The 15,068-nt window shown below is 64.7% G+C and carries 15 protein-coding genes; 10 read left to right on the forward strand and 5 right to left on the reverse strand.

Annotated features, from left to right (window positions below; translation table 11 throughout):
* The 5 genes from SAHL_RS09155 to SAHL_RS09175 all read right to left on the reverse strand — a co-directional run.
* Positions 1–1,137, reverse strand: a 1,137-nt coding sequence (locus SAHL_RS09155; RefSeq protein WP_148045530.1) for an ABC transporter substrate-binding protein, incomplete at its 3' end; no start/stop codon positions are given.
* Positions 1,138–1,186: 49 nt separating this feature from the next.
* Positions 1,187–1,921: an ABC transporter ATP-binding protein gene (locus SAHL_RS09160; protein WP_123591117.1), complete on the reverse strand. Its 735-nt coding sequence runs from the start codon at positions 1,919–1,921 to the stop codon at positions 1,187–1,189.
* The gene (locus tag SAHL_RS09165; RefSeq protein ID WP_123591118.1) at positions 1,918–2,679 is read right to left on the reverse strand and encodes an ABC transporter ATP-binding protein; all 762 of its coding nucleotides are present in this window, start codon (positions 2,677–2,679) and stop codon (positions 1,918–1,920) included. Before SAHL_RS09165 ends, SAHL_RS09160 begins: the two co-directional genes overlap by 4 nt.
* On the reverse strand, positions 2,676–3,620 hold the full coding sequence (locus SAHL_RS09170) for a branched-chain amino acid ABC transporter permease (protein ID WP_123591119.1): 945 nt from the start codon (positions 3,618–3,620) through the stop codon (positions 2,676–2,678). Before SAHL_RS09170 ends, SAHL_RS09165 begins: the two co-directional genes overlap by 4 nt.
* A 1-nt stretch (position 3,621) precedes the next feature.
* Entirely contained in the window at positions 3,622–4,497 is an 876-nt protein-coding gene (locus SAHL_RS09175) for a branched-chain amino acid ABC transporter permease (protein ID WP_123591120.1), read from the reverse strand.
* A 349-nt stretch (positions 4,498–4,846) separates the two neighbouring features.
* On the opposite strand from SAHL_RS09175, the gene paaX reads away from it, so the two are divergent.
* The 10 genes from paaX (at position 4,847) to paaK (ending at position 15,063) form a co-directional block, all read left to right on the forward strand.
* Complete coding sequence (gene paaX, locus SAHL_RS09180) at positions 4,847–5,767, forward strand: phenylacetic acid degradation operon negative regulatory protein PaaX (protein WP_123591121.1); 921 nt, start codon at positions 4,847–4,849, stop codon at positions 5,765–5,767.
* A gap of 355 nt (positions 5,768–6,122) precedes the next feature.
* Positions 6,123–7,118 (forward strand): 1,2-phenylacetyl-CoA epoxidase subunit PaaA, encoded by a 996-nt coding sequence (gene paaA / locus SAHL_RS09185; RefSeq protein WP_123591122.1) that lies wholly within the window; start codon positions 6,123–6,125, stop codon positions 7,116–7,118.
* A 25-nt stretch (positions 7,119–7,143) separates the two neighbouring features.
* Complete coding sequence (paaB, locus tag SAHL_RS09190; RefSeq protein WP_123591123.1) at positions 7,144–7,437, forward strand: 1,2-phenylacetyl-CoA epoxidase subunit PaaB; 294 nt, start codon at positions 7,144–7,146, stop codon at positions 7,435–7,437.
* 28 nt (positions 7,438–7,465) lie between these two features.
* A complete protein-coding gene (paaC, locus tag SAHL_RS09195; protein WP_123591124.1) occupies positions 7,466–8,218 on the forward strand; it encodes a 1,2-phenylacetyl-CoA epoxidase subunit PaaC in 753 nt (250 codons plus the stop codon).
* Between the two features lie 23 nt (positions 8,219–8,241).
* Positions 8,242–8,769 (forward strand): 1,2-phenylacetyl-CoA epoxidase subunit PaaD, encoded by a 528-nt coding sequence (gene paaD / locus SAHL_RS09200; protein ID WP_123591125.1) that lies wholly within the window; start codon positions 8,242–8,244, stop codon positions 8,767–8,769.
* Between the two features lie 61 nt (positions 8,770–8,830).
* Positions 8,831–9,910, forward strand: coding sequence for a 1,2-phenylacetyl-CoA epoxidase subunit PaaE (paaE, locus tag SAHL_RS09205; RefSeq protein WP_123591126.1), 1,080 nt, complete (start codon positions 8,831–8,833; stop codon positions 9,908–9,910).
* Between the two features lie 112 nt (positions 9,911–10,022).
* Entirely contained in the window at positions 10,023–12,083 is a 2,061-nt protein-coding gene (gene paaZ, locus SAHL_RS09210) for a phenylacetic acid degradation bifunctional protein PaaZ (RefSeq protein WP_123591127.1), read from the forward strand.
* Positions 12,084–12,246: 163 nt separating this feature from the next.
* Positions 12,247–13,041, forward strand: a complete 795-nt coding sequence (gene paaG / locus SAHL_RS09215) for a 2-(1,2-epoxy-1,2-dihydrophenyl)acetyl-CoA isomerase PaaG (protein WP_123591128.1) — start codon at positions 12,247–12,249, stop codon at positions 13,039–13,041.
* An 86-nt stretch (positions 13,042–13,127) separates the two neighbouring features.
* On the forward strand, positions 13,128–13,604 hold the full coding sequence (paaI, locus tag SAHL_RS09220) for a hydroxyphenylacetyl-CoA thioesterase PaaI (RefSeq protein WP_123591129.1): 477 nt from the start codon (positions 13,128–13,130) through the stop codon (positions 13,602–13,604).
* A gap of 148 nt (positions 13,605–13,752) precedes the next feature.
* Positions 13,753–15,063: a phenylacetate--CoA ligase PaaK gene (gene paaK / locus SAHL_RS09225; RefSeq protein WP_123591146.1), complete on the forward strand. Its 1,311-nt coding sequence runs from the start codon at positions 13,753–13,755 to the stop codon at positions 15,061–15,063.
* Positions 15,064–15,068 lie beyond the last annotated feature (5 nt).

A 15,068-nucleotide genomic window follows, 5' to 3' on the forward strand; every position in this document is an offset into this window, starting at 1 on the left:
CTCGAGCATCCGGAACGCGGACAGGTCGAGGCCGAGATGGTCGTCGGCGCTCATGTTGAACTCGCCGGTCACGCCCATCAGGCCGCTGGTCTGTTCGATGGCGTCGCGCACGGCGGCCTTGTCCGTGGTACCGGCGCGTTCGATGGCGTCGATCGCAATCATCAGCGCATCGTAGGCATAGCCGCCGAAGGTGGATACCGACTCGTCGAAGGTGGCCTCGTATTCATCGGCGTAGCCGGTCACGACGTCATGCTGCGGGTCGTCGGCGGGCAGCTGGTCGGCGATCTGCAGCGCGCCCGAGGGCAGGCGTACACCGTTGGCGGCATCGCCGGCGAGCTCGATGTACTTGTCCGAAGCCACGCCGTGCGACTGGTAGAAGGGCATATCGATGCCGAGTTGGGCGTAGTTGCGGGTCACGATCGCCGGGCCCTGGCCGAAGCCGAAGTTCAGGATCGCCTCGACGCCGTCGGTGCCGGCGATCTTGGTGAGCTGGGCGGTCATGTCGGTATCGTTCGGGCCGTAGGTTTCGTCAGCCACGATTTCGATATCGAAGTCGTCGATGACGGCCAGCGTCTGCTCGCGCCCGGACTTGCCAAAGCCGCCGGAGCCCGAAATCAGGCCGATCTTGGTGAAGCCGCGCTCTTCCATGTCGGTCAGGATCTTGCGGGCGGCCATGCGGTCGGTATGCGGGGTCTTAAATACCCACGGCTTGACCGGATCGATGATCGGGATCCCGCCAGCCAGCGAGATGAACGGAATACGCGCACGTTGGACCAGTGGAATCGCCGCCATGGTCGCGCCGGTGGTTGTGCCTCCGATCAGGATATCGACCTGGTCGGAGCTGATCAGGCGCTTGGCGAAGGTTCGAGCGTCTCCGGCGTCCCCGGCGTCGTCGTAGTGCACCAGTTCCAGCGGCCGGCCGAGTACGCCGCCGTCATCGTTGATGCGCTCGACCCAGTGCTCGAGGGTCTTGAGTTCCGGATCTCCCAGGAACGACGCCGGACCGGTCACGGCCAGAAAGCTGCCAATCCGGATCGGTTCCTCGTCGGCCGCGGAGGCCGCCGTGGTCGTGGTGAGTGTGGCGATCGCAACGATCGCCAAGAGCGCGCCGAAACGGCGCAGGGTGTACTTCAACATGGTCTGTCTCCCTCGCGTGGGTGTGGTCTTGTTATGGAATATCGATGGACTAGATGCCGAGATAGGCCTGCTTGACCTCATCGTTGGCGAGCAGCTCCCGGCCGCTGCCGCTCAGGCGGATCGCGCCGTTTTCGATCACGAATGCGCGATCGGCGATCGCCAGTGCGGCGCTGGCGTTCTGTTCGACCAGCAGGATGGTGATGCCCTGGGCATTCAGGCGTTCGACGGTTTCGAAGATCTCCGCGATCAGCAGCGGCGCCAGGCCCATGCTGGGTTCGTCTAGCAGCAGCAGGCGCGGACGGGCCATGAGCGCACGTCCGATCGCCAGCATCTGCTGCTGGCCGCCGGAGAGCATCCCGGCCGCCTGGCGACGCTTCTCGGCCAGGATCGGGAACTGGGCGTACACGGTGTCGAGGTCCCGGTCGACGGCCTTGCCGCGTCCGCGCGTGTAGGCGCCGAGAACCAGATTGTCGTGCACGCTCATGGGCCCGAACACCTGGCGGCCTTCGGGCACCTGGACGATGCCGCGGGCGACGCGTTTGCCCGGGCTCATGCGTCGCAGGTCCTGGCCGTCGAAACGGATGCTGCCCGCGCTGATCGGCTGCAGCCCGGAGAGCGCACGCAGCAGGGTGGTCTTGCCGGCGCCGTTCGCGCCCACCAGCGCGACCAGCGAGCCTTCGTTCACGCGCATGTCGATATCCGACAGTGCCTCGATGGGCCCGTAGTGGCTGCCGATATGCTCGATCTGCAGCAGTGGCTCGTTACGCGTCTTGGCCGTTGTCATGCCGCCCCCAGATAGGCCGAGATCACGGCCGGGTCCGCGCGCACCTCCGCCGGCGTGCCGATTGCGAGTTGCTTGCCGTGGTCGAGTACTAAAATCCGGTCGGAGATGGCCATCACCAGCTTCATGTCGTGCTCGACCAGGATCACGGTAATGCCGAGCTCGGCCACCCGCCGGATGAGCGTTTCGATGGCAGCGGTCTCGTTGGCGTTGAGCCCGGCCGCGGGCTCGTCGAGCAGCAGCAGCTTCGGCTCGCTGGCCAGCGCTCGGGCGATTTCCAGGCGCTTGAGCGCGCCGTAGGAAAGCGTGTCGGCGTCGCGTTCGGTGAGATCGCCCAGGCCGACAAAATCCATCAGTTCGGCAGCGCGCCGGCGGCAGTCGGCATCGCCGCGGCGCAGCGCGGGCAGGCGCAGCAATGCCGCGGTGAAGCTGCGGTTCATGCGCAGATGCCGGCCGACCATGACGTTTTCGAGCGCGCTCATGTTCATGCAGATCTGCAGGTTCTGGAACGTGCGGCTCAGGCCCAGCCCGGCGAGACGGTGCGGGGGGAGGCCGCGGGTGTCGCGGCCGTCGATGCGCACGTCGCCTGCAGACGGCGTATAGATGCCGGTCAGCAGGTTGATGAGTGTGGTCTTGCCGGCGCCGTTGGGGCCGATGATCGCCTGGATCGCACCGGCCTCCACGCCGAAGCTCAGGTCGGCGACCGCATGCACCCCGCCGAAGGTCTTGGTGAGGTTCGAGGTTTCGAGCAGGTGCGTCATCGCAGGAACCGTCCGATCAGCGTGCGCAACGAGGGCACCAGTCCGCGCGGCATGAAGATAATCACCGCCATGAGTACGGCGCCGAACACCACCATCTCGAGTTCGTCGAAGCCGGTGAGCAGCTGCGGCAGCAGGGTGAGTACGAGCGCGCCGACGATGGCGCCGAAGGTCGAGGCCATGCCACCGAGCACGACCATGGTCACGAACTCGATCGAGCGCATGAAGCCGCCCAGATCCGGGGTGATGAAGCCGGAATAGTGTGCGGTGAGCGCGCCGGTAAGAGCGGCGAACACCGCCGACACCACGAAGATCAGCACCTTGTAGCGGGTGGTGTTCACGCCGGCGACCTGGGCCGCGACGTCGGAGCCGTGGACCGCGCGCAGCGCGCGCCCGACCGGAGAATCGATGAGGTTGAGCGCGAGCCACACCGCGAGCACCAGCAGCGCGGCCATGAGGGCATACCAGTAGGCTTCGCCGAACAGCTGCCAGCCCAGGATCTCGATGGGCGGCACGATCATGCCGTCCGGGCCGCCGGTCAGCCAGCCCTCGGTGCGCAGCACGATGGTGATGAGGATGCCCAGCCCGAGTGTGGCCATGGCTAGATAATGGCCGGACAGGCGCAGGATCGGGCGCGCCACGGCAAAGGCCAGTACGGCCACGACCACCAGCGCCATGGGGATCGACAGCAGCGTGTGCCAGCCGTAGTGCGCACTCAGAATGCCGGTTACATAGGCGCCGAGCCCGAAGAAGCCGGCATGGCCGAGACTGACCTGACCGGCATAGCCGACCAGCAGGTTGAGCCCGACGGCGACGATCGCGTTGATCAGCACATGGATCGCGATGTCGTAGTGGTAAGGGTTGCCGAAGCCGAGCGGGGCGAGCGCGAGCACCACGGCGAGCAGCAGCAGTCCGGCGCGACCGGAGAGGATCCAGTTACGCATATCAGACCCGGGCCGTCGACTTGGCGCCGAACAGACCGCCGGGCATGAAGAACAGCACCAGCAGTACCAGCACGAAGGGCACGGCGTCCTTGTAGTCGGAGGACACATAACCGGCGGTCATGGCTTCCATCAGGCCGAGCAGCAGGCCACCCGCCACGGCGCCAAAGGCGCTGCCGAGCCCGCCCAGCACCGCGGCCACGAAGCCCTTGAGGCCGAGCATGATGCCGATGTCGTAGCTGGTCAGCGTGATCGGCGCGGCCATGACGCCCGCGATCGCGCCGAGTGCCGCAGACAGCGCGAACGCCAGCAGCAGCACGAAACGCGGGCTGATGCCCACCATCTGGGCGGCGTCCTTGTTGGCGGCGACCGCGAGCATGGCCTTGCCGCTGAGCGTGCGCTCGAAGAACCAGGCCAGCAGACAGACCAGGATCAGCATCGAACCGAGCACCCACAGGCTCTGCGGCAGCAGGGTGGCGCCCAGTATATTGATGGGTTCGTCGCCGCTGAATGCCGGCACCGCGTGGTAGGACTTGCCCCAGAAATACTGGGCCAGACCGCGCAGGAACAGCGATGCCCCGATGGTAATGATGATCAGCGGGATCGTGTCGGCCTGGCCGGCGCGCTCGATGGCGAACTTCTCGATCGCCATACCGGCGATCACCGCGAGCGCCACCGCGGCCGCGATCGCCAGCAGCAGCGGCATGCCGGCGGCCGCGAACATCACCGTCCCCATGCCGCCGATCATCAGGAACTCGCCCTGCGCGAAATTGATGACGTGGCTGGCGTTGTAGATGATCGTGAACCCGAGTGCGACCAGTGCAAAGGTCGCGCCGGTGGTCAGTCCCGAGAACAGGAATTGCAGAAAATCGCTGAGCATGATGGCAGCGTCGCGGGCCCGGCCAGGGCGGCCCCTGCGGGCAACGACTCTCTCCTCCTTCGCATTCGCTCTGTATCGAGCGATCCTTGTGTATCGTTATTGCTTGACGCGCCAACGCTGATCTATACAGCTAGTTTTTCAACTATCTGTTAAATATGATTTCTATTGGTTTGCAGCCCCGTATCCGGGGTGTGTTTGACGCCTCATTAAGTGATACATCTACATGCGCTAAACGGATAAATCAAGTATCGCTTGCATGCTGCACCGGCTTGACTCGGCCCTGCTGTCGTCGTAAAAGCATCGCTCCGATGCGGTTTCGTTTTCCTGTCCCCACTACCGGAGAATCCAGTTGGCGCGCGACCGACCGATCGACACACTCATAGAAGAGTTCTGCCATCGGCGCTCTCTCCGAGCCACTTCGCTGATCATTTCGGTCTATGGCGATGCCATCGCCCCGCGTGGCGGCACCGTCTGGCTGGGCAGTCTGATCCGTCTGTTGGCGCCGCTGGGATTGAACGAGCGGCTGGTGCGCACGTCCGTATATCGCCTGTCGAAGGAGGGCTGGCTCAGTTCGGAGCAGATCGGGCGGCGCAGCTACTACAGCCTGACCCGGGCGGGTTGGCGCAGCTTCGAGCGTGCCTACGAGCGGGTCTACAGCGAGCCGCGAGTGTCCTGGGATGGCGAATGGACGCTCGTGCTGACCGCCGGTGTGCCGCAGCGCAAGCGCGACCCGCTGCGCAAGGAGCTGCGCACGCTCGGCTTTGGTGCCTTCTCCGTTGATGTGATGGCACATCCGCTCCCGCCCACCGCGGCGCTCACGTCCGTGCTCCAGGATCTCGACGTCCAGCGCCGCGTGGTGCTCATGCGTGCGCGCAATGAAGGGCTGCCGACGTCCGCGCCACTCAATCGGCTCGTACGCGAATGCTGGGACCTTGAGGCGCTCGGCGTGCAGTACGCGGCGTTTCTGGAGCGATTCCGGCCCGTCTGGCGTGCGGTGCAGGACAACGACGCCCTCGACCCGCAGGCCGCGTTTCTGGTGCGCACGCTGCTGATTCATGAGATACGCCGCCTGCTGCTGCGTGACCCTCAACTGCCCGATGACGTGCTGCCGGGTGATTGGCACGGTTCGGCCGCACGCTTGTTGTGCCGCAATCTCTACCGCGCGATCTGTGCTCCCGCCGAAGCATATCTCGGCGAGGTGCTGGAGACCGCGGAGGGCCCGCTGCCCGAGCCGGCGGCCTATTTCTACGAGCGTTTCGGCGGGCTGTAGGCGGGCCGCCTGTCACCGTCCGCGAGCCGATTCGTCGTCGCGGGTGATACAGCCGTTGATACAGGCCGCGGTTGCGGTGTCGCGTTATCCGGGCCGATCGACTGTTCCGGACCGGCGAGCCTGAACGTTCAAAGCCGTCATTTCATATATAAATCGTTAATAGACAGTTACGTGTGGCCCATGATGGGCTGCGTCGTGGATGGGGCGCGTTCGCTCAGCGATTTTCTATTTGATACAAAAATCAACTTGGTATAGTGTCGCAAGTATCACGAATGGCAACAGGCGGGTTGCCGGCGCCGACAGGCGTGTATCGACACGATCAGCCATCCCACTGCCGGGATGAGGAGTGCCAAGGATGTATGCACAGAACGTAGACACGGGCGTGAAGAAGGTGCGCGGCGCCGACGAGATGTCCGCCGACGAGGCCGCCTTCCAGGCGCGTATCGACGAGGGCATCAAGATCGAGCCCAAGGACGAAATGCCGGCGGCCTATCGCAAGACGCTGATCCGCCAGATTTCGCAGCATGCGCATTCCGAGATCGTCGGTCAGCTGCCCGAAGGCAACTGGCTCACGCGCGCGCCCACGCTCGAGCGCAAGCTGATTCTGCTGGCCAAGGTGCAGGACGAGGCCGGCCACGGCCTGTATCTGTACAGCGCCGCGGAGACGCTGGGCGCCTCGCGTGACGACATGCAGGCCGATCTGCTGTCCGGCAAGGCCAAGTATTCGTCGATCTTCAACTACCCGACGCTGACCTGGGCGGATATCGGCGCCATCGGCTGGCTGGTGGACGGCGCGGCGATCATCAACCAGATTCCGATCTGTCGTTGTTCCTATGGCCCGTATGCGCGCGCCATGGTGCGCGTGTGCAAGGAAGAGAGTTTCCACCAGCGCCAGGGCTTCGACATCATGCACACCCTGTGCAACGGCACCGAAGAACAAAAGGCCATGGCCCAGGACGCGCTCAACCGCTGGTGGTGGCCGTCGGTGATGATGCACGGCCCGCGTGACGGCGACTCGGTGAACACCGCCCAGTCCATGCAGTGGAAGATCAAGCTGTTCACGAACGATGCCCTGCGTCAGAAGTTCATCGACCAGACCGTGCCGCAGGCGGATTTCCTGGGCCTGACCATTCCCGATCCCGAACTCGAGTGGAACGAAGAGACGGGCCACTACGACTTCGGCGAGCCGGACTGGGACGAATTCTGGAACGTGCTCAAGGGCTATGGCCCCTGCAATCAGGAGCGCCTGCAGGCGCGTATCGACGCCGAGGAGGGCGGTGCCTGGGTACGCGAGGCCGCCGAGGCCTATGCCGAGAAACAGGCCGCCCGCAAGGCCGCAGCTGCGGCCTGATCGGTCGCGTCCGGGAGAACCAGCGATGAGCGAAAACAGCAAGAAATGGCCGCTGTGGGAGATCTTCATCCGCAGCCAGCACGGCCTGTCGCACAAGCATGTCGGTAGCCTGCACGCGCCGGATGCCGAGATGGCGATCAAGAACGCGCGCGATGTCTATACGCGCCGTAACGAAGGCGTGAGCATCTGGGTGCTGCCGGCGGAGCAGATCACGGCCAGCAGCCCGGGCGACCGCGAGCCGCTCTACGAGCCGGCCCGCAGCAAGATCTATCGCCACCCGACGTTCTTCCCGATGCCGGAAGGCGTCGACCATATCTAGGCGGTGCGCGATGACTGAAGCCCCAAACATGGATAACGCCCGCTACGAATATCTGCTCCAGCTCGGCGACAGCGATCTGATCCTGGGCCAGCGCCTGGCCGCGCTATGCGGCCACGGCCCGGCGCTGGAAGAAGATATCGCGATGACCAACGTGGCACTGGATCTGATCGGCCAGGCACGGTTCTGGCTGTCCTATGCCGCCGAGCTCAAAGGCGAGGACGCCGACGAGGACACGCTCGCCTTCCTGCGCGATGCGCCCGCTTATCGCAACCTGCTGCTGGTCGAACAGCCCAACGGCGACTATGGCCAGACCATCGTGCGCCAGTGCTTCTATGACGTCTGGCATTTCTTCGTGCTGCAGGCGTTGATGCAGTCCACCGACACGCGCATCGCCGATATCGCCGCCAAGTCGATCAAGGAGGTGCAGTACCACGTCGAGCGCAGCGGCGACTGGGTCGTGCGTCTGGGCGACGGTACCGAGGAAAGCCATCGCCGTACCCAGGCCGCGGTCGACAAGCTCTGGCGCTTCACCGGTGAGATGTTTCGCAGCTCCGAAGCCGAGCAGGCGTTGATCGAATCCGGCGTGGCCGTGGACGTGGCCACCCTCTACGAACCCTGGCACGCGCATATGCAGGCCCTGTTCGAAGAGGCCACGCTCACCCTGCCGGGCGATCAGCCCATGCAGACCGGCGGCAAGGCCGGCGAGCACACCGAGCATCTGGGCTATGTGCTGGCCGAAATGCAGCACCTGCAGCGCGCCTATCCCGGCGCGCGCTGGTAGGCGCAGACCACGGAGGTGTCGTCATGAGCGTGACCGAACAGACCCGTTTCGAGACCCACGACGTCTGGCAGTGGCTCGACGCCGTGCCGGACCCGGAGATTCCGGTGGTGTCGGTGATCGATCTCGGCATCGTGCGCGATGTGCGCTTCGAGGACGACCAGCTCGTGGTCACCATCACGCCGACCTATTCCGGCTGCCCGGCGATGCAGGTCATCGAGGACAACATTCTCGGTGCGCTGCGCGAGCACGGCGTCGAGGATGCACGCCTCGACGTGCAGCTCTCGCCGGCCTGGACCACGGACTGGATGAGCGAGCGTGGCAAGGAGAATCTGCGCGGCTACGGCATCGCGCCGCCCGGCGAAACCGGCGGTGCCCAGGTCATCGATATCAGTCGCATCACGCGCAACGGCCGCAACGTTGTGCCCCAGACCTGTCCGCACTGCGGCTCGAAGCACACCGAGCGGGTCAGCGAGTTCGGCTCCACGCCCTGCAAGGCGCTGCACCGCTGTCTCGACTGCCAAGAGCCGTTCGACTATTTCAAACCCTTTTGAACAGGGCCGGCGGCGCGCGTAGCGCGGCCGCGGCTTCGAATAAAACGCAGGTTCCAATCGCATGCCGCAATTTCATTCTCTGCCCGTGAGCGCCGTCGAGCGCCACAACCGCGATGCGGTCGTGGTCTCCTTCGACGTGCCGGACGAACTGCGCGACACCTTTGCCTATACCCAGGGCCAGTACCTGACCCTGCGCACCGAGATCGACGGCGAGGAAGTCCGCCGGTCCTATTCGGTGTGTTCGGCGGTACAGGACGAACAGCTGCGGGTCGCGATCAAGCGCGTGGCGGGCGGCCAGTTCTCGAACTGGGCCAACGACAAATTAGCGCCGGGCCAGGCGATCGAGGTCATGCCGCCGTCCGGGCGCTTCAATTTTCCGCTGGCCGAAGACAACGACAAGCACTATGTCGCCTTCGGCGCGGGCAGTGGCATCACGCCGTTGCTATCGATCATCAAGACCACGCTCATGACCGAGCCGAACAGCCGGTTCACGCTGTTCTACGGCAACCGCGCCTCGGGCAGCGTGCTGTTTCGCCAGGAGTTGGCCGACCTGAAGGACCGCTATCTCGGGCGCTTCAATCTGGTCTATATCATGAGCCGCGAACAGCTCGATATCGATCTGTTCAACGGCCGGATCGACCGCGCCAAGGTCGAACAGCTGCTCACGCACTGGATCGACCCGGCGGATATCGACGGCGCGTTCGTGTGCGGGCCGCTCGACATGATGGAAGAAGCCCGCGACGTGCTCATCGAGCACGGCGTGGCCAAGGACGCCATCAAGATGGAAGTCTTCGCGGCCACCAAGTCCGCGGCCAAGGCGCGCGCGAACGCGCCGGTGGTCACCGATGCCACCGATCGCGCCAAGGTACGCGTGGTCCTGGACGGGCGCACGCTTGAATACGATCTGGCCCGCGGCCAGGAGAACCTGCTCGACGCCGCGCTCGAACATTCCATCGAGCTGCCGTATTCCTGCAAATCCGGCGTGTGCTCGACTTGTCGCTGCAAGCTCGTAGAAGGCGAGGTCGACATGGACACCAACTTCGCGCTCGAGGATTACGAAGTCGAACGCGGCTTCATCCTCAGCTGCCAGAGTTTTCCGGTGACCGACAGCGTGGTTATCGATTTCGACGCCGAAACATAAGCGGATGCCGATACCGCGACTGCGCTCGCGACGTTTTGTAAACACCCGCTGAGCGCGCCTTAAAAGATATTTCGCGGCACCGCGAGCCGCACACGATTCGAGGAGAACAGCCATGCAATCCAGCAGCTATGTCCAGGGCCAGTGGGTCACCGGCGAAGGCGGCAAGACGGTGCTGAACGCCGTGACCGGCGAACCGGTCGCCCGCGTTTCCAGCGACGGCATCGATTTCGCCGGCATGCTCGACTATGCCCGGACCGAAGTCGGCCCCAAGCTGCGCGCGCTGACCTTTCACCAGCGCGCCCTGCAGCTCAAGGCGCTTGCCCAGACCCTGATGGCCGACAAGGAGCGTTTCTACAAGCTCTCCACCGCCACCGGCGCGACCCGGACCGATTCCTGGGTGGATATCGACGGCGGTATCGGCACGCTGTTCACCTATGCCAGCAAGGGCCGGCGCGAGCTGCCCAATGCGACGTTCGCGCTCGACGGCAATCCGGAAGCCATGTCGCGCCACTGCAGCTTCATCGGCCAGCATATCCACACCTCGCTGGAAGGCGTGGCCGTGCATATCAACGCCTTCAACTTCCCCTGCTGGGGCATGCTCGAGAAATTCGCGGCCAACTATCTGGCCGGCATGCCGGCGATCGTCAAACCGGCGACCCAGACCGCCTTCGTCACGGAAGACATGGTGCGTGCGATCGTCGATTCCGGTCTGATCGAAGAGGGCGCACTGCAGTTGATCAGCGGCGGCGTGGGCGATCTGCTCGAACATGTCACCTGCCAGGATGTGGTCACCTTTACCGGTTCGGCGAACACCGGCCGCAAGTTGAAGCAGCACCCGGCGATCGTCGAGAACGCCACGCGCTTCTCCATGGAAGCCGATTCGCTCAACTTCCTCGCCCTCGGCCCCGACGCCGGCCCGGACACGCCCGAATTCAAGCTGGCCGTGAAAGAGGTCATGCGCGAGATGACGGTCAAGGCCGGCCAGAAATGTACCGCCATCCGGCGCGTGCTCGTGGCCCGCGATCACCAGCAGGCGTTCATCGAAGCGCTGTCCGAAAAACTCGACAAGGTGGTGGTCGGCAACCCGGACGCCGAAGGCGTGACCATGGGCGCGCTGGCCAGTCGCGACCAGGTCGAGGAAGTGCGTGCACGCATTGCCGATCTGGCCCAGGGCGCGAAGATCGTCTACGGCGATCCGGCGCGCTGTGAAGTCGTCGATGCCGATGCCGACAAGGGCGCCTTCGTCGGCCCGGTCGTGCTCTCGGCCGACGCGCCGTTCGACAATACCGACATCCACGGTATCGAGGCCTTCGGCCCGGTCGTCACGGTGATGCCGTACGAGACCACCGAAGAGGCCGTGGCCCTTGCCCGTCTGGGCGGTGGCAGCCTGGTCGGCTCGATCGTGACCTACGACAAGGCCTTTGCCCAGGTGATGACGCTGGGTTGCGCGCCGTTCCATGGCCGTCTGCTCGTACTCGATCGCGACTGCGCCAAGGAATCCACCGGCCACGGTTCGCCCATGCCGATGCTCGTGCACGGCGGGCCGGGGCGTGCCGGCGGCGGCGAGGAGCTGGGTGGCATGCGCGCGGTGTTTCATTACATGCAGCGCAGCGCCCTGCAGGGCTCGCCCGACATGCTGGCCAGCGTCATGGATCACTGGCTGCCGGGCGGCAAACGTGTAGAAACCGAGCGCCATCCGTTCCAGAAGCATTTCGACGAACTCGAGATCGGCGATGCGATTCTCACCGCCGCCCGCGAAGTCACTCTCGAGGATATCGAGCATTTCGCGAACTTCACCGGCGACACTTTCTATGCGCATATGGACGAGGAGGCCGCCAAGGCCAATCCGTTCTTCGACGGGCGCGTGGCCCACGGCTACTACATCGTGTCGCTGGCGGCCGGTCTGTTCGTCGAGCCCAATCCGGGCCCGGTGCTGGCCAACTACGGCGTCGACAATCTGCGTTTCATGACCCCGGCCTATCCGGGCGACGCGCTCAAGGTCGGGCTCACCTGCAAGCAGAAGACCAAGCGCGAGAACACCGAATACGGCGAAGTGCGCTGGGACGCGACCGTCACCAACCAGAACGACGAAGTCGTGGCCCAGTACGACGTGCTGACCATGGTCGCGACCACGGACTGGACGCCCGAGGCCGAAGAAACGGCCGCGGCCTGAGAGGATATTTACAAATCTACTGCGCTTGCCATTTCGGTCCCGTCCCGTGCTCGAAATGCTCACGTATTGCTCATACGCTGCGCTTTCTGCGCTCCCGTCGTGACCGATCTGGCTGCGCTCGCTACGTTTTGTAAACACCCTCTAAAGAGAGAGGAAATTTCGAATGGCAGACGATTCCATCATCCTGAGCATCGAGGCCGGGATCGCCCGGATCACGCTCAACCGCCCGAACAAGCTCAATAGCTTCAACGTGGCCATGCACGAAGCGCTGGCCGAAGCGCTCAATACGGTCGAGGCCGACGATTCCGTGCGCGTGCTGCTGCTCACCGGCGCCGGCAAGGGCTTCTGTGCCGGCCAGGATCTGGGCGATCGCGCCGTGTCGTCGGCTAGCGGCGAGGCGCCCGATCTGGCCTATTCGGTCGAGACCTATTACGCACCGCTGGTGCGCCGCCTGCGCGCATTGCCGTTGCCCGTGGTCTGCGGCGTCAACGGCGTCGCCGCCGGCGCGGGTGCGAATCTCGCGCTGGCCTGCGATCTGGTTGTGGCGCGGCGCTCGGCCAAGTTCATCGAAAGCTTCTGCAAGCTCGGCCTGATTCCGGACACCGGCGGCACCTATTTCCTGGCCCGTCGGATCGGCATGGCCCGGGCCATGGGCATCGCCATGCTCGGCGAGCCCATCGACGCGCCCACGGCGGCCGACTGGGGGCTGATCTGGCGCTGCGTGGACGATGACGCCTTCGAGACTGAAATCGACCAGCTCGTCGAGCATCTGTCCAAAGCGCCGACCCGCGGCCTGGCCCGTACCAAGGAGCTCATGTACGCCGGCGCGAACAACAATCTCGACGACCAGCTCGATGCCGAACGCGATGCGATGGGCGAGCTCGGCCGCAGCGCGGACTATGCCGAAGGCGTGGCCGCTTTTACCGAAAAACGCACGCCCGAGTTCAAGGGGCGTTGAATGACTAGAACGAAACGGCGCCGCTGCGTAGAGAAATAACAAAGCAGACGGCGGCCCAGACCGGCCTTATCGGAAGGAGACGACCCATGCAGTCCAGCCAGACCGGCGCGCCCGAAGCGGGCCTCGAACAAGATCCGCAGGCATTGGCCGATCGCGTCGGCGAGGCGATGTTCGCCCGCGACGCGGCCTCGCGCATGCTCGGCATGCATATCGACGCCATGGCGCCGGGCTATGCGCGCGTATCGATGCCGGTGCGCGACGACATGGTTAACGGCCACAAGACCTGCCACGGCGGCCTGATCTTTTCGCTCGCCGACAGCGCCTTCGCCTTTGCCTGCAACAGCGGCAATCAGAACACCGTGGGCGCGGCCTGCACCGTCGACTATCTGCGCCCGGCGTTCAGCGGCGACGTACTGACCGCCGAGGCCGAACAACGTTCGCGCAGCGGGCGCACCGGCGTCTACGACGTCACCGTACGCAACCAGAACGACGAGACGATCGTCATCTTTCGCGGCCGTTCGCATCAGGTGCGCGGCGAAGTGCTCGAGGTGATGGCTTCCTAGTCAGGCGAGAGACGACGAACCACGAATAACGCCCGCCGGCCGCACGCCGGGCAGGGCTCGACAATCAGAAAGCAGCCGGCCGCACCGGCGTGGCGGCTTTCGAACATAGCAACGCCGCGTGCGCGGCACCGAGACCGAGGAGAACACCATGGCCGCACAGATCGCACCCGAATCGCTGCTCGAACCCATCGAGACCGCCAGCCGCGACGAACTCCAGGCATTGCAGCTCGAGCGCCTGAAATGGTCGCTCAAGCATGCCTACGACAACGTGCCGCGCTACAAGGCCAAGTTCGACGAGGCCGGCGTGCATCCGGACGATCTGCGCACGCTGGCCGATCTGGCGAAGTTTCCCTTCACCACCAAGCAGGATCTGCGCGACGCCTATCCGTTCGACATGTTCGCCGTGCCGCGCGAGCAGGTCTCGCGTATTCATGCCTCGAGCGGCACCACCGGCAAGCCGACCGTGGTGGGCTATACCCGCAACGATATCGAGACCTGGGCCAACCTGGTCGCGCGTTCGATCCGTGCGGCCGGCGGCAAGCCGGGCGATATCGTGCATGTGGCCTATGGTTACGGCCTGTTCACGGGCGGGCTGGGTGCGCACTACGGCGCCGAGAAGCTCGGCTGCACGGTCGTGCCCATGTCGGGTGGCCAGACCGAGAAACAGGTCCAGCTGATCCAGGACTTCAAGCCGCGCATCATCATGGTCACGCCGTCCTACATGCTCAACCTCATCGGAGAGTTCGAGCGCCAGGGCCTGGATCCGCGCGAGTCGTCGCTGGAGATCGGCATCTTCGGCGCCGAGCCCTGGACCAACGCCATGCGTGGGGAGATCGAGCGCCGGGCCGGTATCGACGCGGTGGATATCTACGGCCTGTCGGAAGTCATGGGCCCGGGCGTGGCCAACGAGTGCGTGGAAACCAAGGACGGCCCGACGATCTGGGAGGATCATTTCTATCCCGAGATCATCAATCCCGAGACCGGCGAGGTCGTGGCCGACGGCGAACCGGGCGAACTCGTGTTCACATCACTCACGAAAGAAGCGCTGCCGATCGTGCGTTATCGCACCCGCGATCTCACCCGTCTGCTCGCACCCACCGCGCGCTCCATGCGCCGGATCGACAAGATCACCGGCCGCTCGGACGACATGCTCATCATCCGCGGCGTGAACGTCTTCCCGACCCAGATCGAAGAGATCATCTGCCAGCAGAAGGGCCTGGCGCCGCACTATCTGATCGAGCTCACCCGCGAAGGCAATCTCGACCACGTGGCGTTGACGGTCGAGCGCGGCCACGACTTCGACGAGCACTGCACCGAGGACGAAACGCTCAGCCACCTCCAGCAACGCATCAAGTCGTATATCGGGATCACCACGAACATCACGCTGTCCGCCGTCGGTGGCCTCGAGCGCTCGCTCGGCAAGGCCAAGCACGTGATCGATCGGCGGTTGTCGAAATAGAGCTC

This window comes from Salinisphaera orenii subsp. halophila YIM 95161 (genome assembly GCF_003732545.1).
In the GTDB taxonomy this organism is placed as follows: Bacteria; Pseudomonadota; Gammaproteobacteria; order Nevskiales; family Salinisphaeraceae; genus Salinisphaera; species Salinisphaera orenii_A.

What these genes read in the sequence shown, in the direction of transcription:
- paaE (WP_123591126.1), top strand. Translation starts at nt 8,831, where the DNA reads ATGCCGCAATTTCATTCTCTGCCCGTGAGCGCCGTCGAGCGCCACAAC.
- paaZ (WP_123591127.1), top strand. Translation starts at nt 10,023, where the DNA reads ATGCAATCCAGCAGCTATGTCCAGGGCCAGTGGGTCACCGGCGAAGGC.
- SAHL_RS09160 (WP_123591117.1), bottom strand. Translation starts at nt 1,921, where the DNA reads ATGACAACGGCCAAGACGCGTAACGAGCCACTGCTGCAGATCGAGCAT.
- paaD (WP_123591125.1), top strand. Translation starts at nt 8,242, where the DNA reads ATGAGCGTGACCGAACAGACCCGTTTCGAGACCCACGACGTCTGGCAG.
- paaI (WP_123591129.1), top strand. Translation starts at nt 13,128, where the DNA reads ATGCAGTCCAGCCAGACCGGCGCGCCCGAAGCGGGCCTCGAACAAGAT.
- SAHL_RS09165 (WP_123591118.1), bottom strand. Translation starts at nt 2,679, where the DNA reads ATGACGCACCTGCTCGAAACCTCGAACCTCACCAAGACCTTCGGCGGG.
- paaK (WP_123591146.1), top strand. Translation starts at nt 13,753, where the DNA reads ATGGCCGCACAGATCGCACCCGAATCGCTGCTCGAACCCATCGAGACC.
- paaG (WP_123591128.1), top strand. Translation starts at nt 12,247, where the DNA reads ATGGCAGACGATTCCATCATCCTGAGCATCGAGGCCGGGATCGCCCGG.
- SAHL_RS09170 (WP_123591119.1), bottom strand. Translation starts at nt 3,620, where the DNA reads ATGCGTAACTGGATCCTCTCCGGTCGCGCCGGACTGCTGCTGCTCGCC.
- paaA (WP_123591122.1), top strand. Translation starts at nt 6,123, where the DNA reads ATGTATGCACAGAACGTAGACACGGGCGTGAAGAAGGTGCGCGGCGCC.
- paaC (WP_123591124.1), top strand. Translation starts at nt 7,466, where the DNA reads ATGGATAACGCCCGCTACGAATATCTGCTCCAGCTCGGCGACAGCGAT.
- SAHL_RS09175 (WP_123591120.1), bottom strand. Translation starts at nt 4,497, where the DNA reads ATGCTCAGCGATTTTCTGCAATTCCTGTTCTCGGGACTGACCACCGGC.
- paaB (WP_123591123.1), top strand. Translation starts at nt 7,144, where the DNA reads ATGAGCGAAAACAGCAAGAAATGGCCGCTGTGGGAGATCTTCATCCGC.